The organism is Streptomyces sp. NPDC053427 (assembly GCF_044544985.1).
Lineage (GTDB): Bacteria > Actinomycetota > Actinomycetes > Streptomycetales > Streptomycetaceae > Streptomyces.
Map to the genome: position 1 here is coordinate 125,575 of NZ_JBITYA010000003.1, position 22,572 is coordinate 148,146.

Genomic DNA, 22,572 nt, shown 5'->3' on the forward strand with positions numbered 1-22,572 from the left:
ATATGCAGGCAATGTTAAGCGTGTTGAGTGACGCGGGAGGCTCAGCAGGGGCGATTTACCTCTGATGCAGCTTGACCTGGGATTTCCCTGAATCGGTTGCTCAGCAGTTAATCCTAGTTATCTGCAGGTTAACCATGATCATCTCCCAGTGGTTTCCCACTTCGCCCCCCGCTGCATACGAAAGCCGGCCCCGGGCTGCGCACCTTGGGGGGTGACCTGCAGTCCGGGGCCGGCGTTCATGGGTCGCCATCCTCGGCACGGCGGGGATGGCGTCAGGTGGCGCGACGACATCTACCCGCCGCGGCGCCGCTTCCGAATGGGAGCATGGATTCGATTCACTGTGCAATCGCCTAGCCGGGTGATGGGCGTCCGTTGATCAAAATGCACCGTTGGCGGTACAGACTTGTGATCTTGCTCCGTCAAGCGTTTACGGGTGCCATCCGACCCATTGCCCGACTGGGTACGATTGCGCCGCCAGGTGATCGCGAGGCCATCAGACCCACGACTCCGCCGCAGTCTCACACAAGAGATGCTGGCCGAGCGCGCCGGCCAAGGCCAAGGGGCCAATTGCCAACGGCGGAGCTGCAAGCGAAGCCCGGCGGGGCCTGCTTACAGGCTGGCCACTCGAACCAGTGAAACCCGCTTCACCCTCTCGACTCCCAAGTGGTCCCGGGTGAGGATGCCGCCCATGCCAATTCCGCCATCGCAAAGCTTCACCGCCGACAAGGTGATTTCAGCGATCGTGGCCGCGATACGCAGCGGTGACGATCAGACCGTGGACGCCCTGCTGTTGACCGTGGCCGACAGCCCTGACCCGTATGCCGTCTTCGCGCTGCGCCAAGCACTGCAGCAGCACCTCACCCAGCCCGCAAAAGCGCCACCCCCGTCGACCCTGACGACCCGCGCGGGCGTGCGGCGCCTGGTGGAGACCTTCTACGAGGCCGCCGCCGACGACGACCTGCTCGCCCCCGTCTTTGCCCACAGGGGGACCCCACTGATACCTCATATCGACACTCTCACCGACTTCTGGTGCCATCAGTTGTTCGGGCACCTGGGCTGGCGCGGCGCGCTGCTGGAAGCACACCAGTGCGTGCACGCCACACACCCGCTGACCGACGCGCACTTCACCCGCTGGCTATACATGTGGCAGGACAGCGTCGACGCCGCCTTCGTCGGGCCGGCCGCCGAGTATGCCAAGGACCTGGCCACCCGCATCGCCCATTCCATGCGCACCCGCCTGCCCAACTGCCCCTCGGGGTTGCCCCTGCAGGAAACGCTCAGTTAGACCGGAATGCGATCGGCCGCGTTGAAAACGGGTACATGCCCCATCCTCGATCACCTGCTGCTCATCGCCGACGCGCTCGGGACACCCCCCGGAACTCCTCATGCGAGATTCGTAGCCGCAGCCGACTCTGGCTTGGCCGCTCCCGCAGCCAGGCCGTCACACTGTCACCGGCACCCGACTGTGCAGAATTGCCGGGCCAGCTGGAGCGTGTAGTCCTCGGCCGGTGTGGGGCTACAGGATGGGACCGCGCCGCAACTGGGGTTCAAGCAGACGCATGGGAACTCGCCCGTCGGGTTGCCGTTTTCATCGGTTTCGACGTGTTGTGCATGGTGCCGCCGCAGCTTCCGCAGCCGCGGGTCTGGATGAGCTGTCCCGTGTCTGGGTCCTCATCCCCAATGGATCATGACGACCGGTCGCCGATCCCAGCGGCCGGCCGTCGGCCTCAACGACTACCGCCTCACTCCTGTATCAGGGGCGAGGCGGTAGAAGCGGATCGGCTACGCCGCTCTGCGCTCAGGCTTCGAGTGTCTCTTTGAGGCACGCCCGTGCGGAGTCCACAAAGACCTCCCGCGCCTTCTTCAGGTTCAACCAGTCCTGCTCTTCCTTGCTCGCGCGCCCCAATAGCCGGATCTGCTCGACCAGGGCCTGTGCCTCCTTGTGCGGCCCGACCGGCTCGACGAGGATGCGGTTGTACGCATCGCGAGTGACGGCGTACGCCGCATCCTGTGCCGCCGTCGCCGCCTCGGGGTTCGGGTACTGGCCATCAGCCTTCCGCCAGCACACCGACGACTCCTCGTCGGTTGCGCTGAGGAAATCGGCGTACGCATCACGGCGGGACAGGTAGAGATCAGAAGCGGTGGTGCTCATGGTCTTCTCCGTAGGTGCGGGAACAGTGAGCGCTGCCACGCTACTTGTGGGCCTCCTGTCTCTCACCAGATCCATGGCGAGTTCGCCCGTCCGGGCCCGGCCGGTCGACAGTCGGTGCCGGTCAACAGTCGGTGCCTGCGATCCGGGGATTGCTGTACCGCACCGACCGCCGCGGCGACATGATCGGCTCCCGCAAGCGTCCATCCCCCTCGGTCGGATTGCAGGCCGCATCCGGCGCGCATGCCAGTTGCGGCGAGCAGGTGTCGAACGAGGGGTTGCAGTCGGGCAGGCAGCTCGGATCGCTGTTGGCGGCTGGGGCCTTCTCCGGGTGAGCGGCGGCCAGCTCCGCGCGGGCTGCCTGCATGGACACCCCGTGGTAGATGTCCTGAAGGCTCTGTTCGTGGACGTTGCCCACGGTCATCCAGCGCGCGAACACACAGGGCCACACGTCACCGGTGGGCGAGATAGCCATCTTGTCCCGTCCGCACCTGCCGCACAGCTTCTTGATCTCGGGCGCGGCACCGTCGGCTCCCCGACCAAACGGCCTGATCTTGTCCGTCCGAACGTCTCGGAGACCGATGTCCAGCAACTCGCGGCGGGATTCATCCGCGCGCTGGCCTTCCAGCACCTTGATCACGCTGCCGCGCATGGGGATACCCAGAGACTTGGCCTTCTCGATGTTGGCGCGCGTGCGGGTGTGGGAGCCGCGATTTTGGGTCACGTCATCGTGGTCCTGGGCGTCGTCCGAGTAGTAGCTGAAGGCCAGCCGTACATCAGGCGTTCGGAGCGCTTCCCACACCTCGGCGGAGACGTTCGTCAGGTTACTGAAGACCTCGACGCGCATGCGCCGGGCGCGAGCGTGCCGGATGAGCTGGGGAAGGCCGGGGTGAAGGGTGGGTTCGCCGCCGATAAATTGCACGTCCCGGACGCCGAGCGTACTGAGTTCATCGATAACGCGAACCCAATCCTCGTCCTTCATGGTTCCGTGGTTGCCGCGGGGCGATGAATCGGCGTAGCACTGGCGACATTCCAGGTTGCAGAAGCCGGTGATCTCCAGCCATGCGAACTGTGGGATCGGACGCCGGGCCGGGCGCGGGGGCAATAAGGACATGGACGCTCCTTGGTGTATCGGTCTTGGGGACAGGGCCTGAAGTCGCCGCAAGGGGGTGCCGGCCGCCGTCAGGGCGGAGTTCGACGGCGGCCGGCTTTCCCGCGGCGCCTCGGGGGTCGCAGCGCGGCGGGAGTCTCAGAGGAAGGGCCGGGGGCGGGGCGGCCAGGGCTCACCCGGCACCCAAACTCCTTGGGCCCGCGCCACGCACTGATCAAGAGCATGGCTGTGAAGGTCGGGATAAGGCGGCAGCACAAGGCACAGCGGGCAGTACGGGAGGATCCAGCCGGGACCGGACTCGGAGTCGCAGGGCTCCCAGGTGAGGTCCTCAAGGGTTGCGCACCGTGTGCACCGTGCGGGGTTGTCGGCCATGGGGCAGCGTCCGGACGGTGCGTCCGGGTCGCAGGTGAGGCAGACGGTGCGGACCAGGCATGTGCCCCACGCGGTATGAGCGCAGGTGTCACGGAGATCTCTCTCCGAGCCGCATTCGCCGCAATGGTCCGACGCGGTCACCGGCCACCTCGCGCAATGCCGACCGCCAGCACGAAGGCCACGACCGTCAGCACACCGAGGTAGGTGGCTACCTGGGTTAAGCGCTCCCTGCCGTTCATCATGGTTACCTCCGGGTGCACTTGGCGTGCGCGGTGACGGTGTGGGGGGCGGCGGTCCGTCTGCATTGGACGGTGGCTCTGACGGAGTCCTCCGGCCACACCGGGCGTCGGCAGATCTCGCATCGCTGTGCAGGAGGGCCGAGGAGCGTGAGCGTGCAGACTGCAAGTTCGTCGACGAGCCAGCGATCGCTGAGGTAGCTGCCGGTCCACCCCGCCGGTCGAGCCCAGTACGGGCCTGGGCCCGCATCGCTGGCCTGTCCTGGGATCCGCGTGGCGGGGGCTTTGCCTCGCCCCGTGTGCACGGTGATGTAGCGGGAGATGCGCGCCCATGCCCATGGCCGTGCCTGCACCGTGCCTCGGGGCAGCAGCCAGTAGCGAGATGACGTGGCCGGGTCGACGATGTGAGCAGACCGGATCGAAGAGCACTTCGAAGCGCCGATCTCCTGGGAGGAGACCGTGTCTTCCCGGCCGGCGGATGACCGGGAGCAGCAGCAGCTGCGGATAGGTGCAGGGCTGCCGGTCCTCGTGGTGACCCGGGTGTCCCGGATCGGTGAGCGCGTCGTGGAGGTCAACAGGACGCGCATGCCAGCGGATCGGTTCGCCGTGAACTATCAGGTGATGCGGGACGAGACTGCCAAGTGGCCCCGCGAGGTTGAGCGCAGCGAGTAGCGGGCCCTCGCCGGGCCGGGCAACTCGTCCGGCCCGGCGGGGTGTCAGGGCATCCTGTGCGCGATCACGACCCCGAGGAAGATCACGCCGGTGCCTATGGCGAGGATGATGGGGATCTCTGAATTCGACCAGTGCCGCTCGTCGCTTCACTCGTTCCGGCGTTCAACTGAGTGGGGAGTTTCAGCGAGCGTCGGGCACGTTGTCGGCCGGGAACCGCTCGCTCGTGGAGTGTGCGGGCCGTGCCAGCCGGTCAAGGCGCCTGCGGCGGCGCTCCGCTCCGCGCTGGCCTTCGGCCACCCTGGACAGTCCGGCCTGCCCCTGGACCTGGCGTATCGATCAGGGCGCCATCCGCCGGTTGCTGCGGTCCCGGGCCGGGGCCTCAGGCCACTTCGTCCAACGCCATACGGGCTTCGGTGATGAATTCCCCGATGGCGGAGTTGAGAGCATGCGCGGCGTCGCCGTAGGCGGTCGCGGACTGCGAGGTGCAGAGGTGCCCCATGTATGCGAGGCTCACGTCGATGCGGCGCATCAGGGGCCGGAGTTCGCTCAGCATTGTGTTTGCCTCGTCGGGCATTTGCGGGGTGCCGATCAGGGACCAGTAGCCCTCTACGCGGAAAGCGGCTGTAATGTCCCTGACTCGTTCCACCTCCTGCGGATACGCGGCGGCCCGATCGTCGAGCAACGATCGGGCCAGTTGCGAAACCGCCCACACGCGGCACACGTCCATCAGCTCCTCTGCGGCTGCGATGAGGGCTTGCGCGGCGGTGGACACCTCGTCGGGGCCTTCCAGCCTCACAACGAATTTCTTGTGTGACATGTCAGTTGCCAGGGGCTCCGAAGCGGCGAAGACATCCTGGGCGCGACGAGGATCCTCAGCACCCTGCGAGAACACTTTGCCCGCGTGATCGGTGTGATTCAGGACGGCCTGAAGTAGAGCGGCGTACGCCGCTCGCCGGACGGTGCGCCTCCATTGGTTGTGTTCGTTCAGACCCTGTGTGCGTGCAGCGTCCACTGCCGACCGGTAGGTGGCCTCGGCAGTCTGGATCGCCGCCTTCACCTGCCTGTGGCCCACCAGGACGCTGACCAACGCCGCGCCGGCCGCGACTACGGCGCCGATACCCTGAAGATCCATCTCTGCCCCCCGGCGCAACGATTCCACAGCAAGGCGAGGGCTGATCGAGTCTTTACCCTTCGGATACGCCGCTGGTTGTGGGCCGGCGAACGACGCGGGAGGCGAGGACACACCCGTGGCACGCAAGAAGATCACCCTCAATACGGAACCTCACGTCGAGATCGGCGACACCGAACTCCTCTTCCTCCTCGAGGTCATGGGCAACGAGTTCGTCGACGCGTTCTCCGAACTCAGGGGGGCGCAGAGGGCTGCGAGCGGCATCAACATCGACGACTTCTCGACGCTCGACCTCGCGATGATCCGTGGTGCCGCGCGCCATGAGGGCCTTCCTGGCGCGCCTGATGCTGTTCGAGAGCGCCGAACTGTTCACCCGCGTCGACGTCGTCAAGGGTGCCGAGATCCTCAAGTCGTTCCACGACTTCGGTGAGGCAACTGGGTTCGCCAACTCCCCAAAGAGCGTGGTCGTCAGGGAACGCTGCTCCTCTGCCTGACCGGGTCTTGGTCGACATCATGGAGTTCGTCGTCGAGCTGTACGGAGCAGGTACCGACGAGGGTCCTCCTACGTCGTCCTCCGCCTCTGCGAAGCCATCGCGGAAGGGTGGGAGTACGCGCCGTCGGCCGCCGAGGCGAAGCGGCGCCGCACAACGGGCGAGCGGCCGGCCGTGCTATCGGGCGGCCCTCCCTTGTGGCGCCTGTCCGCAGGTCAGGTGCCGGATGGTGGGGAGATCCACTGAGCAGGTGTGGGGTCACCTCCGAGCAGGGGGTGGCCGTTTTCAACGAGCCCCATCAAGGAGCCGCACGGCTTGCTGCCAGTATGCGGATGCGCGGACCTGCCGCATGGAATTTGACGTTGCGGCGGCTCGGAGCGATGAACACAGGGCCGGGGATCTCCTCGATGCGGTCGGCCGGCCGGGGCCCGTGATGGGCTCGCTGCCGGTGGTCGTCGCGGTCCGCGGCGGCCTGGTAGCTGTCGGGCCGCTCGGGAGATTGGGCGTCGCAGGGCTCGCAGTAGTGGACGTAGCGCACATCGCGACGTTAGCGCCTGGCCGGCCGCCAGGGGTGGCGTTCCGGTGCTGACCGTGGTGCGGGCGGCGCCGCACACGGTGCGGGTGCCTGCTGAAGTCCGCGCGATCCGAATCCCGGCGGAGAACCGCACGGTGTACGTCGCGGCCCCGGCCCTCGTTGATGCCGAGCGGTACGTGTAGACATGCCTCGCGGCAAGGCAGAGAGCCCCATCGAGAACGATGGGGCTCTCTGCCTGCGGTAGTTAGCGCTGTCCTCGGCGGTGGCTGCTGAGCCCGATTGCGGCCAGGATCGTGACGACGAACCCGGCTGCTTCGGTCGTGGTCGCGGTACCAGTGATGACGAGGGTGGCGCCGACCGACAGCGAGGCGATCACCAAGATTAACGAGATCAGCTCCCGTTGGATGCTGTCGCGTTCGGGCATGCCTGTTTTACGCTTGCGTGGCAAAGGACTGTTCCTTCCTCGGATGATCCCCGAAGGGTGCAGCGCCTCGAAGGGTCTCCAGCCGGTCACCGCCAAGTAGTCGGCTGGGGGCCCTTTTTGCGCGTTCAGACAGACATCGTCGACAAACCCCACGGCGGATACAACCCCTTCCGGAAAGTTTTTTTTGATTCCTTGGCGTCGACTCAATCACAGGCACTATTCAATGGGGTTCAACCCTCATTAGGCGTTCGACTAGAAGGTCATTTCGGCTTTCCGCTCACACAATCACACGCAGTGCACGGCATACGCCTGTGAACGTGACGCTCGTGCGCAGTCCCAGGTGGGCAGCCATCCACTTGAAGCAGCGTCACGACCTTGAAATGCAAGGTGAAACCACCGTCATAGTCGCTACCTCCGAGGGAGGGGGTGGAGGCAACGTGCTGGTAACGACGCGATGTTCAACCGTCCACACCGGCATTTGCGACGCTTGGGCGGCCCGCTGGCCGACGCGCGACACAGCACCCCGCCAGGAGGGAACCGTGTACGACGGGTCTTTGTAAGAAGCTGTGCAGTCGGGTGACCGGTGCCGCGCAGGTAGGCGCCGCCTTGATGAAAACGTGATCAGCCTCGACGATCGGCGGCTTATTGGGTGGCGGGGCGGTCGGACGTATGGGGCTAGCACGCGACCCGACCGAGGAACATGGCAGTTTTCTAGGGCTATGACCATAGAACGACAGGTTGAGGGATCTTGGCGCCGTCGTTCTCAAAGTTGTTCACTCGTTCGCCGCGTATCCACCTCGCGGGAACCGTGGTTGTCAGGACATGACCACGAACCATCCGCCCCAGCCGGGCAACGAGATCCTGAATCAGGCCGCCGTTTGCAGGCGCATGTCAGTGAAGCGAGGCGCCGTCAAGGGCTACCTGGACAGGAGGGAACTGCCCACAGTCGATCATCAGGGTGCGTTCGACTCGCGACGCACTCTCAGATCTGCTGTGGACCTGCTCATGCAGAAGCAGGGAAAACCGGTCCCAGACGACCGCGACACCACGTCGCCAGATGACGGGAGCTGCCCCAACTGCGGCCGCGAGCACGCCGATCGACGGAGAGCCGAAGCCGAGCGTCGCCGTGTTCAAATGCCTCCGCGGGGGTCGGTGTCTTGCTCACGGCCGGACCTCCCCGTATCCGGAGTTGTTGCAGGGCAGGCAGTAGGGGCGACCGTCACGGCGGTACCGGCGGTGCTCGGCGGCAGCGTGCCCGCGTCGGCAGGTCTCAGCCGGGCTTTCGACGCCGAGCAGGCCGGCGTACGCGGCGCGATTGCGGGTTCGGGTGGCGTCGTCCTCGGCGTGGGCAGGGGCGACGCAGCCCGGCATGCCGCGCCGTGCCCCGGCTGATCAATATCCCCTGTCGAACGAACTCGGCGCCGCGGGAAGTACACGAAGAAGAAGCGCGAGCGGAAGAAGGACATGGAGTCCGCCGCAGTCGAGCAGCTGGCGCGTAACGCTGAGGCGGTGTTCGGGTTCTCGGGCTATGCCTTCATGTGGACGATGGCCATGACCGGGATGCGGCCAGGCGAGCTGTACGGGCTGACGCGCGGGTACTGCTACCCGAATTGGCCCGGCATCGACCCGCGTGCCGACCCGGACGAGGAGGAGCGATATGAGGAGGACGCGGAGCGCTACGGCAAGGGTGAGGGACTCATGCCGGCAATCCGGGTGGAACGCCAAGTTCAACATGTGGAGGGCGAACTGCAGTTTCTGCCGCCGCAATACGACAGTTACCGAACCCTCGTGGTGCTGGTCTTCCTGGCCGAGATGCTGGACAAGTTGCTGGCGTCGCACGAGAGTGACTGGGTTTTCCCCGCGGTCAAGGGGGGAGTTTGGGGTCGGTCAACTTCGACGTCAATTACTGGCGCCTGATCGCCGATGGTGCCGAGCAACGCTCAAGGGCCCTGGTGGGCACATGCCGCGGCCGGAGATTCCGGCGGTGCCCTCGTTCCAAGGTAAGCGGCTGTACCTGGTGCGGCATGGTCACAAGGCGTGGTTGGACGAGGGCGGGCACAGCAGGATTGCCGTGGAGTCACGCATGGGCCATGAGGTTCAGGGGGTTGAGGGGGATCTACTCCAGCGTGACGGTTCCTATGGAGCGTTCCATCATGGCGTTGTTGCAGGCGCGTTGGGAAACGCTGCAGAAGCAGCTTCGGGAAGCCTGTTCCTAGATCATCTCCCAGTTGTTTCCCAATCGAGGAACTTCGATGAAGGGATCCCCAGGTCAACGCGCTCTAGAGGCCCTGTCTTTGGGCATGCAGGAAATATTTATCGTGGCAATGCGTCGTTGCCATGCGGCTTGGTTTCGGTGAGATGTTTTACCGCGTACTGCGTACCGCGTACCCCCTCCGAACTCCGTGTTCCGGAGAACTTTCCGAAGTCGCCGTCGCCGAAAGTGAACTGGTCCTCCGCTTCCTGTTCCGGCAGGAAGTGCGGGCGCAGTAGCGCATACCCGCGCTGCACGCCGACCGTGCGCGGCGCTGCCCACTCGGGTCTGAAGTCGAGCCGCCCCCCCGGTACGGGACGAGCCTCCGGAGGCGCAGCGTCGCGCTCAGGAGGTCAGGCGCAGAGGGGCGGCCGTCTCCTGGCGCCTCGCGCTACGGCGCCGCACCGCCAGGAGAGCGCGGACGAGTTCCGCGTCAGCCCCGGCCGAGGACGCAGAACTCGTTGCCCGCGGGGTCGGCCAGGACGACCCAGGAGACGTCACCTTGACCCACGTCGACCCGTCTCGCGCCGAGGCCTTCGAGCCGGGCGACTTCCCTCGCCTGATCCTCGACGGGGTCGGACATCACGTCGAGATGGACGCGGTTCCCTACGACCTCGTCGTCGGGCGTGCGGCGGAACTCCAGGTACGGCCCGACGCCCTTGACGGAGCGCAGCAGGGCGCGGCCGTCGGTCAGCTCGTGGACGGTCCAGTCGATCGCCTCGCCCCAGAACCGGACCATGGCCCGCGGGTCGGCGCAGTCGACGACCACAGCGGCTATCGGCCCGGTGTCCCGGTAGAGCTCCCGGGGCTCCAGGACGCTGAACGTGTTGCCTTCCGGGTCGGCCATGACCGTCCACGGCGCGTCGCCCTGGCCCCCATCGGCGGGCGTCGCCCCGAGCTCCTTCAGGCGTGCGACCAACTCCGCCTGATGGGCGTCGGAGGTGGTGGCGAGCTCGAGGTGCACGCGGTACTTCACCGTCTCCGGGTCCGGGACGCGGACGAGGTCGATGCAGACGGCGGACGGGTCCGGCCAGTCGAAGCCCACGGGTTCCAGGTTGGTGACGCCGGGCCCTTCGCTGGAGACACCCCAGCCGAGCGCTTCCGCCCAGAACTGGCCGAGTGCCGAGTTGTCCCGGGCCTTGAAGTTCACCTGAACAAGTTGCAGCGTCATGCCGCACACCCTAAGGGCTGTCCCCAACGGGCAGGCATGCGAATTTCTCGCCACGACATCGGCTGACATCGGTCAGCTGACCCGCGGTGGTCGCCCTCAGCGCCCAGCTGTTGGCTCCCAGTTGTCAGTTGTCAGCGCAGGGCGACCGCCGCGCCCGTTCGTTCGGTGGCGATCCTGACGGCGAAGCCTGCCAGCGCGGTGCCCATCACATAGCGGTGCAGGCGCTGCCAGAGCGGATGCCGGGCGAAGAACCCGGCGACGGAGCCGGCCGTCACGATGAAGAACGCGTTGCCCGCGACCCCCACCGCGATCTGGGTCAGTCCCAACAGCAGCCCCTGCAGGCCGACGTGGCCGCGCGCCGGGTCGACGAACTGCGGCAGCAGCGAGATGTAGAGGATGGCCACCTTGGGATTGAGCACGCAGGTGAGGAAGCCCATCAGGAAGAGCTTGCGGGCCCCGTCCTGCGTCAACTCCTGGGGCGCGACAGCGGATCGGCTGCCCGGCCGGACGGCCTTCCAGGCCAGCCAGAGCAGGTAGCCCGCTCCGGCCAGCTTGATCGCCAGGTAGATCTCCGGCACCACCGCGAAGACGGTGGCGATACCGGCGGACACCGCGAAGAGGTAGACCAGGAAGCCGAGAAAGACCCCGGCCAGCGAGATCAGCCCCGCCCGGCGGCCCTGGGCGATCGAGCGGGAGACCAGGTAGATCATGTTCGGCCCCGGCGTCAGCACCATGCCGAGCTCCACCAAGGCGATCCCCGCTATTGCTCCCAGCCCGATCACAGCACAACCTCCGTACGCACGTTCGCCTGGGCGCAACCTAGCAGCCCACGGCCATGTGCGGCTCAGCGTGCCGAGCCGGGACAGCTGTCACCTCGCCACGCCACCTGTGACCGAGACCGAGACCGGCGAAGTCGCGGTAGGAGTTGACCGTCACACGGCGGAGGACGTTGCGAGGGGACCACCGGCTGCGGGGAGGAGGTGCCCAGGTCCGTTCCTTCCGTCGCTTGTTGAAGGGGGCGTAGGGAGGCTGTGGGGAAGGGACCGCCGTGGCTCGTGTCGGACGACCTGTGGGGCCGAGTTGAGCCGTTGCTGCCGGTGCGGCAGCAACGGCTTGGCAAGCTCGGCTGCGGCTTCGGCTCGGGCGCGTCGCTATCCGCCGCCCGTGGCCGATGCGCGGCGCCCCGTCGAGAGCGCGAGTCTTCGCAGTCGCCGCCAGTCCAACGGGGGCTTCGTCCGTGGCACACCGGGGCGGTGCCGGGGCACGCGTACGCGCAGGGCGCGGGGCCGGATCGTGCAGTGGACGGGCGTCGGCAGGGTGAGGGCCTCGCCGTCGACGCCGGCCGGGATCTCGGGCGCGTCGGCGTCGATGACGACCTCCCGGGCAGTGAGGGCGGTGAAGCCCTGCGCGTGTCTGCCTCTCAGGATCCCGGCCGCCTGCGCCGCGTTGTCGACCCTGATGCCCAGGATTCCGAGGACGCCCGAATCCAGGTTCTCCCGGCGTCCCAGTCCGGCGGGGTCACCTTGGCGGTAGGGGTTGTTGCTGACCAGGACCGCCTGGGGTGCGTCGATGGCCGTGTCCGCGGCGCGGACCGTCAGCCTCGGGCCGCGTTGGTGCGTCAGCAGGTCCGGAAGCATTTCCAGGATCGTCCGCACCTTGTCGTTGCGGTACGCGGGGCTCTGCACGACGGCCGCGTACGTGCCGAAGGACGCGTTGTTGACGAACGGCCGGTCCTGGAGGAAACCGAGGTCGACGCGGAGGTCGACTCCGTCGGTGAGGGCGTCCAGGCAGGCCGAGGGGTCGTCCCGGTCCAGGCCGAGGTCGAGTGCGAAGTGGTTGCGGGTCCCGGCGGAGATCACCAGGAACGGGATGCCGTGCTGTGCGGCCACTCCGGCCACCATGGCCTGTGTGCCGTCTCCGCCTGCGACGCCGAGGAGGTCGGCGCCGTTGTCCACCGCTCCGCGCGCGAGTGCGACCACGTCCTCGTCGTGGGTCGTGTCCAACAGATGCACTTCGGCGCCGAGTTCCTCCGCCCGTTCCTTGAGGTGGAATGCGCCCACCTTTCCGTTGCCCGAGCGGGGATTCATGATGAGGAAAGGGTGCTGGGGCGGCGCGCACGGAACGTCCGGTGCGCGCGTCGGCCGGGCCTCCCCGCCGAGCGCGGCGCCGCCGGCGGAGACCGCCAGTGCCCCCAGGGCCAGCGAGACGAGTACGACCCACAGCAGACCGGCCCATGCGTAGAGCAGGAGTACGGCGGCCGGAGCCACGGCGGCCAGGGTGCTCGCCAGCACCCTGGCGAGTCCGCGCCGCGTCAGTGCCCACCACGCACCCGCCGCGGCGACCGCCAGTCCCGCCACCCCGGCGCCCAGCAGGACGACGCTCCTGAACCCGGCGAACGCAATGAGGATCAGGACCGCCGCAACTGTGGCCACCAAGGCCAGGCGCGCGTACCAGCGCTGTGCCCGGCGGCCGCGGGCGTCGGCATCCGTGTCCATGCGGCCTCCAGACTTCGTGCAGCTCGTGCACGGGCTCGGGCCTGCCTGACCTGGAACGGCACCGTTCCGGCCGCCCCGTCTGCCATTGCACAGTCCCAGGCCGGTCGTCGCATCACCCGAGGCGGGTGAGCGCTCGGCGCAGCGGTCATGGTTGCCCGAGGCGCCAACGGTGACGGGGAGCCGCTGGTCAGATGCCCTTCGCCCCGCCCGCGTGGCGATCATGGCTCCGGCACCGTCACGATGGAATCCGGGTCTTACGCAGCGGTCCGACGTGAGCGTGAGAGGGCAGCATCACCCGGCGCAGCGCAGCGGCGGGCGGGTGGCGGTGCCGGTGAAGCCCGTACCCGGACGGTGGTGTCCATGCCCTTCAGCGCAGCCTCGGCAGCGGGGGACGGCCGTGCGGAGTCCCGTGCCTCCCGCATGCCGAAGACCGCCCCGGATTCCGGCCGCGGCAGCGCAGTCACGCCCCTGGGGCCGGCCGGTGACCCACTGTTGGCCGCGAAGTTCTCCGTCCCGACGGTCCCGCACGCGTTCCTCCGCAGGCAGCGGCTGCTGGACCGGCTCACCGAAGGCGTGGCGGGGCCGCTGACCTTGATCACGGGCCCGGCGGGCGCGGGAAAGACGACTCTGGGTGCTATATGGGCAGGTCAGGGGAGTGCACCGGGCCCTGTGGTGTGGCTGACCGCCGAGAGCGACGACAGCGCGCCCGGGGTGTTCTGGGCCTATGTCCTCGAGGCACTGGGCCGTCACGAGGTCGTACTGCCCCAGGAGGTGGGGCAACCCAGGTCCGCCGACGTCGTCGACCACTCGCTGCTCGCGAGGCTCGCGTCCGCGCTGGCGCATCTGCCCCGGCCGGTCGTGCTCGTGGTCGACGGACTCGACCATGTCGCCGTACGGGCGGTGGCATCGGGCCTGGACTTCGTCCTGAACCACGCGGGATCGGGGCTGCGCCTGGTGCTGATCAGCCGCGTCGACCCGCTGCTTCCGCTGCACCGCTACCGTGCCGACGGCCGGATCCATGAGATCCGCAGCGCCGACCTCGCGTTCACCCGGCAGGAGACCGTGAAGCTGCTGCGCGGACATGGCCTGGGGCGGTACGAGCAGAGCGTCGACGCTCTCATGGCGCGCACGGAGGGCTGGGCAGCCGGGCTGCGGCTGTGCGCGCTGGAGATGCAGCGGGCCGACGACCCGGCCGCGTTCGCCCGGTCGTTCGCCGCGTCCCAGAGCGCCGTCGCCGACTACCTGCTCACCGAAGTCTTCGACGCCCAGCCACCTGCCACACAGGATCTGCTGATGCGCAGCAGCATCCTCGACCGGGTCCACCCGGACCTGGCGAACGCGCTGACGGGACGCGAGGACGCCGAGTGGATCCTGGCCGAGCTCACCCGCGCCCACGTCTTCGTCGAGCCGATCGATGCCACGCCGTGGTGCCGCTTTCAGCCGTTGTTCTCCGAAGTGCTGCGCATGCACCTGCGCCACCACCGACCGGGCCTGGAAACCCAGTTGCGTCGCCGGGCCGCGACCTGGCTCGCCGACACGGGGAGGCTCGCGAAGGCGGTGGAACAGGCTGCCGCTGCCGAGGACTGGGAGTGGGCCTGTGCTCATGTGGTGAGCCACGTGGAGATCGGACGGCTGCTGACCGGCCGTGAGGCCCACCGGCTGGAGCGGATCTTTTCCGGCATGCCCGGCGATCTTTCCGGGGTCGCCCCCGAGCTTGTTGCGGGTGCCTGCGCCCTCGCCCAGCACGACACCGCCCGCTGCCGGGCGCGGCTGGACCGGGCCGAGGAAGACATGCACCAGCCGGGAGCACGGCCCTCGCCGGCCGCACGACTCGCTCTCTCCCTGCTCAGGCTTCTCGCCGCACCCGATGCGCAAGGCGGCGACAGCGTCCTTCACTCGGCGCAGCCGACCCGCGAACTCGCTGAGCGGATGCCGCGGCCGCTGCTCGAGGCGCACCCGGAGATCGAGGGGCTGCGGCGGTACGGGCTGGCGTGCACGCTGCAACTGGCCGGCCGTGCCGAAGCCGCCCGGAGGGCGTTCGCCCACGCGGCGGCGTGCTGTACCGGCGAGGTGACACAAGCCGTACGGCACCACTGCCTCGGCCGACTGGCACTCATGGAGTCCCAGCACGGGGCGCTGAGCCAGGCCGAGGAACACGCCCTGCTTGCTCTCGAGGTCGCCGGGCACCGGTCCGTCCCGCCGGCCCGGCGATCCGGGATCGGCCACCTCGCGCTGGCCGCGGTCGCTTTGGAACGAGGCGAACTCCCGGATGCCCGCCGTCATCTCGACCTCGCAGGCGAATTCCCGGACGCGGGCCACGACCCGGTCACCGACGCCGAAATCGCCGTCACCCGGTCCCGGCTGGACCTCGCGCACGGCCAGTGGCACACCGCACTCGTGGCCGTCGAGACGGCCAACGCTCATTCCGGACCGCTTGCGCCGTGGCCGGCGCAGCGCCTCGCCCTCGCGCGCTCCGCGGCCCACCTGGCCCGAGGCGACCCGACGTCGGCGATCGCCGTCCTGAACGAGCCCGGCCCCGGTGGTGCGGCGCACACGATCGCCCTCGCCCGGGCCCGGCTCGCCGGCGGGGACCTCGACGGGGCCCTCGGCCTCCTCGCGCCCCTGGACCGTCGCCAGGACGCAGGAATCGCGACACACGTCCGCATGCGCCTGCTTCAGGCCCGCGCCGCGACCTTGACCCAGGACACCCGGACGGCACACCGTCTGCTCCGCGACGCGCTGGCCGCCGCTCACCCCGAGCGGATGCGTCGGCCGTTCACCGAAGCGGGCTCCTGGGTGTGGCACCTGCTGGAGCAGCGGCCCGACCCGGCCACGGGGCACGCATGGCTCAGCGCCCGCCCCGGGGGCGTCAACGGCACATCCCGCACGGACGGTTGTCCACCGGCCTCCGCCATGGTGGAACGGCTGACCGACCGGGAGCGCGAGGTACTCCGCAACGGGGCGCAGATGATGTCGACGGAAGAGATCGCCGCGGCGATGTATCTGTCGGTCAATACGGTCAAGACGCATCTGCGGAGCATCTACCGCAAGCTCACGGTCTCCCGCCGCAGCGATGCCGTACGGCGCGCACGGGAACTTCATCTGCTCTGACCCGCCGGCGGGGACGGGGGGTCACCTTGTCCGGGTGATGCGGCCGAGCCCGGTAGCCGTTGAGCATCGAAGGAACGACGCCACCGACGGAGGGAAGGGCGCGCTCATGCGATACGAGTTCCGCGTGACGGGCCGCCTGTCGACCGTCGTGGTCGAGGCGTTTCCCGAGCTGGAGAACACGCTCGCCCCCGAGCAGACGGTCCTCTTCGGCCAAGTGACCGACGAGGCCCACCTCTACGGGCTGCTCATCCGCTTCCAGGATCTGGGCCTGCGAGTCCTGGAAATGCGCCAACTGCCGGAACCATGACGACCCCCGCCGGAGCATGCCGCCGACACCGCGGGAGCGGGTCGACCACGCCCCGGCCGACGCGCAGGGGTCGCCCGTCACGGGTGAGGTGAATTCGCCCGGACGGAGCGACAGTGAATCGAGGACCCGCGCGAAGGAGCACTCATGGACCCGTCGCCCGCTGCCCCGGCCCCGGAGGGCCCCCAGGGCCCCTTGAGCGCCACTGAGCGGGCGGATTACGAGCATCTTCGTCGCGTCGCCGATGTGCGGCACTGCCGGCTGCGCTACGCCGTCACCTCCCTGCTGCTGGTTCTGGCCTTCGTCCTCGCGCCCCTCAGCGTCGTCGCTGCCTGGGTGGACTCCCAGATCTCGGACACCGACCGGTACGTCCAAACCGTCTCGCCCATCGGCAAGGCCCCTGCGGTCCAGAACGCGCTGACCAACCGTGTGACGGACCGGGTCGTCAGCTATATCAAGACCGACGAGATCACCGCCGCACTCACTCGCGCCCTGCAGAAGGTCGGCGCTCCGCCGGTCGTGGTCGACAGGTCGGGCGCGCTGGCGGGTGTGTTGAAGGGCGGCGCCACCAGCGTGGTCCACGGTGTGGTGAACAAGGTCGTGACGAGTGACCAGTTCGAGAAGGCATGGGACATCGCCAACCGCAGGGCGCACGCGGCGGTGGTGAACGTCCTCACCGGTGAAGGCGGCAGCGCCGTCGAGGCCAAGGGCAACACCATCAGCCTCAACATCGGCACGGTGATCAAAGAAGTACAGGGAAAGCTGGTCGACGCGGGCTTCAAGAAGGCCGACAAGATCCCCGACATCGACAAGTCCATCGTGCTGGTCAAGGTCGACAAGCTGAACAAGGCCCAGGACGCCATGCGCCTGCTCAACATCGTCGGTGTCTGGCTGCCCGTGCTCGTGGTCGTACTGGCGGCGCTTGCCGTGTGGGTGGGGCCCGCGCACCGCGTGGCCATGATGAGTGCGGGAGTCGGGATCGGCGTGATGATGGTCCTGCTTCTCCTCGCGCTCGCCTTCTTCCGCCAGAAGTACCTGGACTCCGTCCAGCCCAAAGTGCAGTCGCCGGACGCCGCCGCCGTCGTGTACGACAACCTGGTGCAGTTCCTGCAGCAGAGCACCCGCACGGTGCTGGTCATCGCGGTGATCGTCGTGATCGCGGGCTATCTGTACGGGCCCGGACGCGGCGCCCGCGCGATACGCCGCGCCACCGTGCGCGCCACCGAATCCGCCGGGCGGCTCCTTGCTCGGGTGGGGCTGCGTACGGGTGGCGTGGGTCGCTGGCTCGACGGTCACCGCAGCTGGACGACGGGAACCGTCATCGCCGCGGGAATTCTGGCGCTGTTCCTGTGGAACTACCCGACTCCGGGCAGCGTGGCCCTCGTCCTCGGCCTCGGGGTACTGGTCCTGGCGATCCTGGGGATCCTTGCGGCCACGCGGGCGGTGCCGGCACCGGCCGTGACGGGCCCCGGGGACACCGAGGCCGCACCAGGCCCGCTGGCCGGGCCGCGTCGCGTCGAACCCGGTGCGCCCGGCGCCGAGCCCGAGAAGGAACCGCCGTACGAGGGCGGCTGAACACCAATTCACCAGGTCTCGCGGACGGGCGGGCGCCGGAAGGGTGGCCCGAGCGTGTGACGGCAGCAGACCTCACCCGTCGCCCGCCCGAGCCCACTCTTGCGCGAGCCGCCCGGCCTTCTTCCAAGGCGCACCGATCCCCTCACCCAGGACTGCATGACATGGGGCCGATCGGAGCACGCGCGCACGCGCGCTCAGCTCGGCGACCAGCACAGCCACCGGGCGTCGCGGTGAGTCCGTGAGTCCGCGAGTCCGCGAGTCCGCGAGTCCGCGAGTCCGTGAATCCTTGGATCCTTGGATCCGTGAATCCGCACCACGTTCGGCCAGGGAGTTTTCCTCGTGCGGCAGGTCGCCCGGCAGCTCGGCCGAGGCGACGCGCCGGCGCCTGTCCTGCGAGCCTCGCTGTTTCCCGGGATCCTGGAGCGGTGGAACCTCACGAACCCGAGCACGACGGGTCCACGGGGCAGGTGCCCGTTGGGCCCGCTGCCGCCCGGAGGACCGACTACGTGGGCGCGGTCTACGGATCCTTGCTTGCCGCTTCCGTGGTGGCCGGGGCGGGAAGCCTCGGTTCCCGCCCGCGGTTCGAGCTCGCGCTGCTCCTGCTCGCCACCGGTGTGGTGTTCTGGGCCACGCACGTCTACGCCCGTCTCGTCGGGGAGCGACTGCTGCATCAGCCCCTGAGCCGACGGGAGATCCGCCGGGTCTGTGTGGGCGAGTGGCCGATCGTCAAGGTGGCCATCCCGCCGGCCGTCGCCGTGGCGGTGAGTCCTGTGCTGGGCCTCGGGCCGGACGGAGGGGCGTGGCTGGCGCTCGGCGTGGCGGTGGCCGAGCAAGTGGGGTGGGCGAGCGTCGCAGTGGTCCGGGCCGGTGCCCCGCGCCGCATGGTGGTGGTTGTCGGCGCGGTCAACCTCCTCCTCGGCCTGATCATCGTGGCGCTCAAGGCCGGACTCCACCTCTGACTGCCTCTCGCCGGCCCGCTGCTCCGTAGCGAAGCCCGTGCACCGATCCTCCTCTCCTTGTTCACCCGCAGAGGGTGATGTTCAAGCCCTCAGAGCGGTGGAGCCTGAAGGTGACTACGAGTGGCAGGAGGAAGACTATGGGCAGCGTCTACTTGGCGTACGACTATCCAGTGCTGGGCGCTTTCTGGACAGTCATGTGGATCTTCCTTTGGGTCCTGTGGCTGATGATGCTCTTCCGCGTCATCGCCGACATCTTCCGTGATCACGAACTGCATGGTTGGGCGAAGGCGGCCTGGCTGCTCTTCGTGATCATCATCCCGTTCCTGGGTGTTCTGGTCTACGTGATCGCACGCGGAAAGGAAATGAGCCAACGCGAGCTACGGCAAGCCAGGCAACACCAAGAAGCCGTCGATGCGTACATCCGCGATACAGCGGCGGGCGGCGGAGGCAGAAGCGGCGCTGACGAGCTGGCCAAGCTCTCGGAGCTCAAGGCAAAAGGCGAGATATCGCAGGAAGAATTCCAGCGCGCAAAGGAAAAGTTCCTGAAGTGATCCCCCTTCGCCCGACAACGGCGCGAGATCCGGAGCATCCACGATCCGAGCCACGATCCGAGGCAAGCCGCGTCATCACCGACAAGGGGCGGGCAGGTCGTCCCCGGGAAGGCCGCGGGCAGGGGCTGTGGCTGAGAACGGGCGTATCTCTCAGACCGCGTTCCGCTCCGGTGGCCGGATATACGTCAGGGTGTGGTGGGATACGAGCTTTCCGGCGGTGTCGGTCGTGTCAGCGGTGCCGTAGACGATCAGGCGGCCGGGCCGGACGATCGTCGACTCGCAGACCAGATCGGTGCGCGCCGGACCGAGGAAACTCGTCGTCATCTGCTGGGTGACGGACGGATCGTCCTCGCCGAACAGCGACATGATCGCGATCCAGCAGGTCACATCGGCGAGCGTCATCGCGCACCCGCCCTGGAGGACGCCGCCGGGGCGGAAGAGTTCCGGGCGCTGGCGTAACGAGACCTTTGCCTGCCCCTTTCCGACAGCTTCCACCCTGAATCCCCACCAGGGTCCGAAGGGGCTGTTATCGAGGACGGCTTGAGCTGCGTCAACATCCATCATCGACCCAACATAGCAACGTTACGTATGCCGACGCGCAGATCCAACGGAGCGAGGATCACACGGACGTTCAAGGTCAATGCCTGTGCCGCGCACTGGAATTGTTCAGCTCGTCGGACAGCCCTTAGGAGTCGGCTTTCCCAGGCGGTGTCGGAAGTGCCGGGTTGGGGGTGAGGATGCGGCGGAGGATGTCCTCGACCTCGGCGCGGCTCGGCGGGCGGGAGCCGGCGAGGCCGCGCAGGGTCAGGCCGTCCATCGCGGCGGCAGCGGCGCGGGCCGTCGACGGATCGACGTACGGCAGAAGGGCGTTGACGGTGGCCTCGACGTACTTGTCGACGAGGGGGCGCAGGTTGGGGCGGCGCAGGGCGGCGAGGTAGAGCTCGTATTCGAGGACCTGGTAGTCGCGGTTGGCGCCGAAGCAGTCCACGAGGATGTCGGTCAGCAGTACGACGTGCTGGTTGGTGGTGAGGTCGGGGCGCCGGGCCACCCAGTCCTTGAGCAGCGTTTCATAGCGTTCGTACGCCTGCTGGAGGGCGGCGTGGATGAGGTCGTCCTTGGTGGCGAAGTGGTAGGTGGTCGCGCCCAGAGGAACCCCGGCTTCCTCGGCGACCGCCCGGTGCGTGAGGCCCTCGATTCCGCGGGCGGCGATGACACGCTCGGTGGCCGCGGTGATGTCCGCGATCCGGCGCTCCGGGTCGCGGCGGCGCCGGGGGGAGGGCTGGGCGGGCATACAGGCGGCTCCGTGCGGTCGGTGGGCGAATTGCGGTACGTACGTACCGTACCGGGCTTTGGGGCGGGGTCGGCGCGGCGATCGGAAGTGGCGGCGGGGCGGCCCCGGGGCGGCTGTCGGCTCGCTCAGGACGCGAGCTTCCGCTCCAGTGGGGTGCGGTATTGGGGCGTGACGCGGGTGGTGCCGAGGAAGGCGGTCAGGCGGGCGATCTCGGTCTCGACGGCGGTCCGGGCCGCGCGGCCGGGGTCGGTGAGCGGTTCCCAGGCGATGCGGCCGTCGCGGCGCTGGGCCCAGCCGCCGATGATCGCGCCGTTCCACCAGACGGTGGGGCCGATGTTGCCGTTGCGGTCGAAGAGGGCGGCCTTGTGGTCGGAATCGAGGGAGAAGTCGCGGTGGCGCCAGCCCATGGGGGTGGGGTCGAGGCCGGGCAGGAGCGCGGCCCAGGGCTCGGCTTCCGCGGGCGGGGCGTCGTCGCCCGGTAGGAGGTAGCCGGTGCCCTCGTCGAGCTCGACCGGCTGGGCGCCGACGGCCGCGAGCGCCTTGCGGGTGTCGGTCTTCGTCCAGCCGGTCCACCACTTGAGGTCGTCGGCGGTGGCGGGCCCGAAGGTGGCGAGATAGCGGCGGGCCAGTTCGGTCCTGGCCGGCCCGGCGGGCAGTTCGGGCAGGGGATCGGCCGGGGCCCAGCGGAACTGGCCCGACGTCCACGAGCCGCGCGGCCGTGCCCGGCGGATGCGGCCCTCGGCGGCCAGCACGCCCAGAATCGGAGCGGAGACGCGCTGTCGAGACTCGTACGGCTTGCCCGGCGAGGTGGCGATCTGCTGCCGCAACTCCGGTACGTCCACAGCGAGTTCGGTGGCACTGGCCTGGCCGCGCTTGATGAGGGCCGCGAGGGTGGCCTGCTCCGCGGCGGTGTAGCGGCGTGCGTCCCAGCCGCAGGTCTCCTGTAGGTGACGCATGGCGTGGGCGCGGTTCTTGGCGGCGGCACCCTCGGCGGTGGCGGCGTGCACGAGGGGCGCCAAGCCGGACGGCAGGACGAACATGGTGCGGCGCATGCACCGTATCCGCGCCAGTGTCCGCTCCTCGTACAACGCATGCTCCACTGCGGCGGCATCGGGAGCCGCCATCCGGGCCGCGGCGGACAGGAACACGGTGGCCGGGTCGGTGGCGTGCAGACCGATCAGCGCTTCGACGACCTCGCCGGAGGTCCCGACCCGTGCGAAGCCGCCCAGCAGATGCCGGCGCCCCAGGCGGGCGCGGCGCTCGGCGGGAGTGATACGGCGAAGGGGAGTGGTGGTCATGACTCGGCTCCGTTCGGGGGTGCGGGCAAGCGGGTCGGGAGTCGCGGCGGCGACCTCCGATCGTCAGCAAGGTACCTAAAAGTACATACGTACAGTAGCTCCCACCGGTGCAGCTCCTTCGCGCGACGCATCGCGAAGCAACTCCAGCCTTTGGCTAGATGGGTTCATTGCCCCAGTTCAGATGCATGATCGCGCTTGATGTGGAAGGCGGCGGCAAATGTGCCAGCGCCTCTCTCGCGCGATCTGTGAAGTTACCTACGGTGTCGATATCACCACTATGTCTGTATTGCCCGCCAGGTCGGGATACTGTACGGTACCGATGTACAAGTCAAGAAGCGGAGAGTGGCGCCGAGCGAGCCATGCAGGCGCCCTCCGCCTTCCCGCCGCACGGCATCTGCTGCGGCCCGTACCTCTCCCTTTCCCCCTTCTCGCCTCTGGAGTGATCTT

At 68.4% G+C, this 22,572-nt stretch carries 20 protein-coding genes and 1 pseudogene; 9 read left to right on the forward strand and 12 right to left on the reverse strand.

Annotated features, from left to right (window positions below):
* The first annotated feature begins 688 nt into the window (after window positions 1-688).
* A complete protein-coding gene (locus ACIGWZ_RS08535; protein WP_400062189.1) occupies window positions 689-1,285 on the forward strand; it encodes a group III truncated hemoglobin in 597 nt (198 codons plus the stop codon).
* A gap of 513 nt (window positions 1,286-1,798) precedes the next feature.
* Here ACIGWZ_RS08535 and ACIGWZ_RS08540 read toward each other — a convergent pair.
* Entirely contained in the window at window positions 1,799-2,152 is a 354-nt protein-coding gene (locus tag ACIGWZ_RS08540; RefSeq protein ID WP_400062191.1) for a hypothetical protein, read from the reverse strand.
* Between the two features lie 121 nt (window positions 2,153-2,273).
* The gene (locus ACIGWZ_RS08545) at window positions 2,274-3,263 is read right to left on the reverse strand and encodes a radical SAM/SPASM domain-containing protein (protein ID WP_400062193.1); all 990 of its coding nucleotides are present in this window, start codon (window positions 3,261-3,263) and stop codon (window positions 2,274-2,276) included.
* A 1,022-nt stretch (window positions 3,264-4,285) separates the two neighbouring features.
* On the opposite strand from ACIGWZ_RS08545, the gene ACIGWZ_RS08550 reads away from it, so the two are divergent.
* Window positions 4,286-4,540, forward strand: coding sequence for a UTRA domain-containing protein (locus ACIGWZ_RS08550; RefSeq protein WP_400063236.1), 255 nt, complete (start codon window positions 4,286-4,288; stop codon window positions 4,538-4,540).
* A 379-nt stretch (window positions 4,541-4,919) separates the two neighbouring features.
* Here ACIGWZ_RS08550 and ACIGWZ_RS08555 read toward each other — a convergent pair whose 3' ends face one another.
* A complete protein-coding gene (locus ACIGWZ_RS08555; RefSeq protein ID WP_400062195.1) occupies window positions 4,920-5,672 on the reverse strand; it encodes a hypothetical protein in 753 nt (250 codons plus the stop codon).
* Window positions 5,673-5,724: 52 nt separating this feature from the next.
* Window positions 5,725-5,991 (reverse strand): hypothetical protein, encoded by a 267-nt coding sequence (locus tag ACIGWZ_RS08560; protein WP_400062197.1) that lies wholly within the window; start codon window positions 5,989-5,991, stop codon window positions 5,725-5,727.
* Between ACIGWZ_RS08560 and ACIGWZ_RS08565 the strand changes: the two genes are divergently transcribed.
* Window positions 5,990-6,163: a hypothetical protein gene (locus ACIGWZ_RS08565; RefSeq protein ID WP_400062199.1), complete on the forward strand. Its 174-nt coding sequence runs from the start codon at window positions 5,990-5,992 to the stop codon at window positions 6,161-6,163. The genes ACIGWZ_RS08560 and ACIGWZ_RS08565 overlap by 2 nt on opposite strands.
* Window positions 6,164-6,939: 776 nt before the next feature.
* On the opposite strand, the gene ACIGWZ_RS08570 is transcribed toward ACIGWZ_RS08565, so the two are convergent.
* Together ACIGWZ_RS08570 and ACIGWZ_RS08575 are read right to left on the reverse strand one after the other, a co-directional pair.
* Window positions 6,940-7,272 (reverse strand): hypothetical protein, encoded by a 333-nt coding sequence (locus ACIGWZ_RS08570; protein ID WP_400062201.1) that lies wholly within the window; start codon window positions 7,270-7,272, stop codon window positions 6,940-6,942.
* 124 nt (window positions 7,273-7,396) lie between these two features.
* Window positions 7,397-7,511 (reverse strand): annotated as a pseudogene (locus ACIGWZ_RS08575) (diacylglycerol kinase family lipid kinase); the annotation flags it as partial.
* Window positions 7,512-8,583: 1,072 nt separating this feature from the next.
* On the opposite strand from ACIGWZ_RS08575, the gene ACIGWZ_RS08580 reads away from it, so the two are divergent.
* The gene (locus tag ACIGWZ_RS08580; RefSeq protein WP_400062203.1) at window positions 8,584-9,036 is read left to right on the forward strand and encodes a hypothetical protein; all 453 of its coding nucleotides are present in this window, start codon (window positions 8,584-8,586) and stop codon (window positions 9,034-9,036) included.
* A 767-nt stretch (window positions 9,037-9,803) separates the two neighbouring features.
* Here ACIGWZ_RS08580 and ACIGWZ_RS08585 read toward each other — a convergent pair.
* The 3 genes from ACIGWZ_RS08585 to ACIGWZ_RS08595 all read right to left on the reverse strand — a co-directional run bounded on the left by ACIGWZ_RS08585 (window position 9,804) and on the right by ACIGWZ_RS08595 (window position 13,036).
* Window positions 9,804-10,541 carry a VOC family protein gene (locus ACIGWZ_RS08585; protein ID WP_400062204.1) on the reverse strand — a complete coding sequence of 246 codons (738 nt, stop codon included), beginning with the start codon at window positions 10,539-10,541 and terminating at the stop codon, window positions 9,804-9,806.
* Between the two features lie 131 nt (window positions 10,542-10,672).
* Window positions 10,673-11,323 (reverse strand): LysE family translocator, encoded by a 651-nt coding sequence (locus ACIGWZ_RS08590; RefSeq protein ID WP_400062206.1) that lies wholly within the window; start codon window positions 11,321-11,323, stop codon window positions 10,673-10,675.
* Between the two features lie 369 nt (window positions 11,324-11,692).
* Window positions 11,693-13,036, reverse strand: a complete 1,344-nt coding sequence (locus ACIGWZ_RS08595; RefSeq protein ID WP_400062208.1) for a diacylglycerol/lipid kinase family protein — start codon at window positions 13,034-13,036, stop codon at window positions 11,693-11,695.
* A gap of 360 nt (window positions 13,037-13,396) precedes the next feature.
* On the opposite strand from ACIGWZ_RS08595, the gene ACIGWZ_RS08600 reads away from it, so the two are divergent.
* The 5 genes from ACIGWZ_RS08600 (at window position 13,397) to ACIGWZ_RS08620 (ending at window position 19,536) form a co-directional block, all read left to right on the forward strand.
* Window positions 13,397-16,147, forward strand: coding sequence for a LuxR C-terminal-related transcriptional regulator (locus tag ACIGWZ_RS08600; protein WP_400062210.1), 2,751 nt, complete (start codon window positions 13,397-13,399; stop codon window positions 16,145-16,147).
* 106 nt (window positions 16,148-16,253) lie between these two features.
* Window positions 16,254-16,454 (forward strand): hypothetical protein, encoded by a 201-nt coding sequence (locus ACIGWZ_RS08605; RefSeq protein WP_400062212.1) that lies wholly within the window; start codon window positions 16,254-16,256, stop codon window positions 16,452-16,454.
* A 144-nt stretch (window positions 16,455-16,598) separates the two neighbouring features.
* Window positions 16,599-18,026, forward strand: coding sequence for a hypothetical protein (locus ACIGWZ_RS08610; protein ID WP_400062214.1), 1,428 nt, complete (start codon window positions 16,599-16,601; stop codon window positions 18,024-18,026).
* A gap of 425 nt (window positions 18,027-18,451) precedes the next feature.
* Window positions 18,452-18,985, forward strand: a complete 534-nt coding sequence (locus ACIGWZ_RS08615) for a hypothetical protein (protein WP_400062216.1) — start codon at window positions 18,452-18,454, stop codon at window positions 18,983-18,985.
* A 137-nt stretch (window positions 18,986-19,122) separates the two neighbouring features.
* Complete coding sequence (locus ACIGWZ_RS08620) at window positions 19,123-19,536, forward strand: SHOCT domain-containing protein (protein WP_400062217.1); 414 nt, start codon at window positions 19,123-19,125, stop codon at window positions 19,534-19,536.
* 150 nt (window positions 19,537-19,686) lie between these two features.
* On the opposite strand, the gene ACIGWZ_RS08625 is transcribed toward ACIGWZ_RS08620, so the two are convergent.
* The 3 genes from ACIGWZ_RS08625 to ACIGWZ_RS08635 form a co-directional block, all read right to left on the reverse strand.
* Window positions 19,687-20,100 (reverse strand): PaaI family thioesterase, encoded by a 414-nt coding sequence (locus tag ACIGWZ_RS08625; protein WP_400062219.1) that lies wholly within the window; start codon window positions 20,098-20,100, stop codon window positions 19,687-19,689.
* Window positions 20,101-20,221: 121 nt separating this feature from the next.
* Window positions 20,222-20,827, reverse strand: coding sequence for a TetR/AcrR family transcriptional regulator (locus tag ACIGWZ_RS08630; protein ID WP_400062221.1), 606 nt, complete (start codon window positions 20,825-20,827; stop codon window positions 20,222-20,224).
* A gap of 125 nt (window positions 20,828-20,952) precedes the next feature.
* Window positions 20,953-22,125 carry a winged helix DNA-binding domain-containing protein gene (locus ACIGWZ_RS08635; RefSeq protein ID WP_400062223.1) on the reverse strand — a complete coding sequence of 391 codons (1,173 nt, stop codon included), beginning with the start codon at window positions 22,123-22,125 and terminating at the stop codon, window positions 20,953-20,955.
* Window positions 22,126-22,572: the final 447 nt, after the last annotated feature.

Bases quoted from the DNA above. Each gene is read 5' to 3' on its own strand.
- ACIGWZ_RS08535 (WP_400062189.1), top strand. From the start codon at position 689: ATGCCAATTCCGCCATCGCAAAGCTTCACCGCCGACAAGGTGATTTCA.
- ACIGWZ_RS08540 (WP_400062191.1), bottom strand. From the start codon at position 2,152: ATGAGCACCACCGCTTCTGATCTCTACCTGTCCCGCCGTGATGCGTAC.
- ACIGWZ_RS08545 (WP_400062193.1), bottom strand. From the start codon at position 3,263: ATGTCCTTATTGCCCCCGCGCCCGGCCCGGCGTCCGATCCCACAGTTC.
- ACIGWZ_RS08555 (WP_400062195.1), bottom strand. From the start codon at position 5,672: ATGGATCTTCAGGGTATCGGCGCCGTAGTCGCGGCCGGCGCGGCGTTG.
- ACIGWZ_RS08565 (WP_400062199.1), top strand. From the start codon at position 5,990: ATGAGGGCCTTCCTGGCGCGCCTGATGCTGTTCGAGAGCGCCGAACTG.
- ACIGWZ_RS08560 (WP_400062197.1), bottom strand. From the start codon at position 5,991: ATGGCGCGCGGCACCACGGATCATCGCGAGGTCGAGCGTCGAGAAGTC.
- ACIGWZ_RS08580 (WP_400062203.1), top strand. From the start codon at position 8,584: ATGGAGTCCGCCGCAGTCGAGCAGCTGGCGCGTAACGCTGAGGCGGTG.
- ACIGWZ_RS08585 (WP_400062204.1), bottom strand. From the start codon at position 10,541: ATGACGCTGCAACTTGTTCAGGTGAACTTCAAGGCCCGGGACAACTCG.
- ACIGWZ_RS08595 (WP_400062208.1), bottom strand. From the start codon at position 13,036: ATGGACACGGATGCCGACGCCCGCGGCCGCCGGGCACAGCGCTGGTAC.
- ACIGWZ_RS08600 (WP_400062210.1), top strand. From the start codon at position 13,397: ATGCCCTTCAGCGCAGCCTCGGCAGCGGGGGACGGCCGTGCGGAGTCC.
- ACIGWZ_RS08605 (WP_400062212.1), top strand. From the start codon at position 16,254: ATGCGATACGAGTTCCGCGTGACGGGCCGCCTGTCGACCGTCGTGGTC.
- ACIGWZ_RS08610 (WP_400062214.1), top strand. From the start codon at position 16,599: ATGGACCCGTCGCCCGCTGCCCCGGCCCCGGAGGGCCCCCAGGGCCCC.
- ACIGWZ_RS08620 (WP_400062217.1), top strand. From the start codon at position 19,123: ATGGGCAGCGTCTACTTGGCGTACGACTATCCAGTGCTGGGCGCTTTC.
- ACIGWZ_RS08625 (WP_400062219.1), bottom strand. From the start codon at position 20,100: ATGATGGATGTTGACGCAGCTCAAGCCGTCCTCGATAACAGCCCCTTC.
- ACIGWZ_RS08630 (WP_400062221.1), bottom strand. From the start codon at position 20,827: ATGCCCGCCCAGCCCTCCCCCCGGCGCCGCCGCGACCCGGAGCGCCGG.
- ACIGWZ_RS08635 (WP_400062223.1), bottom strand. From the start codon at position 22,125: ATGACCACCACTCCCCTTCGCCGTATCACTCCCGCCGAGCGCCGCGCC.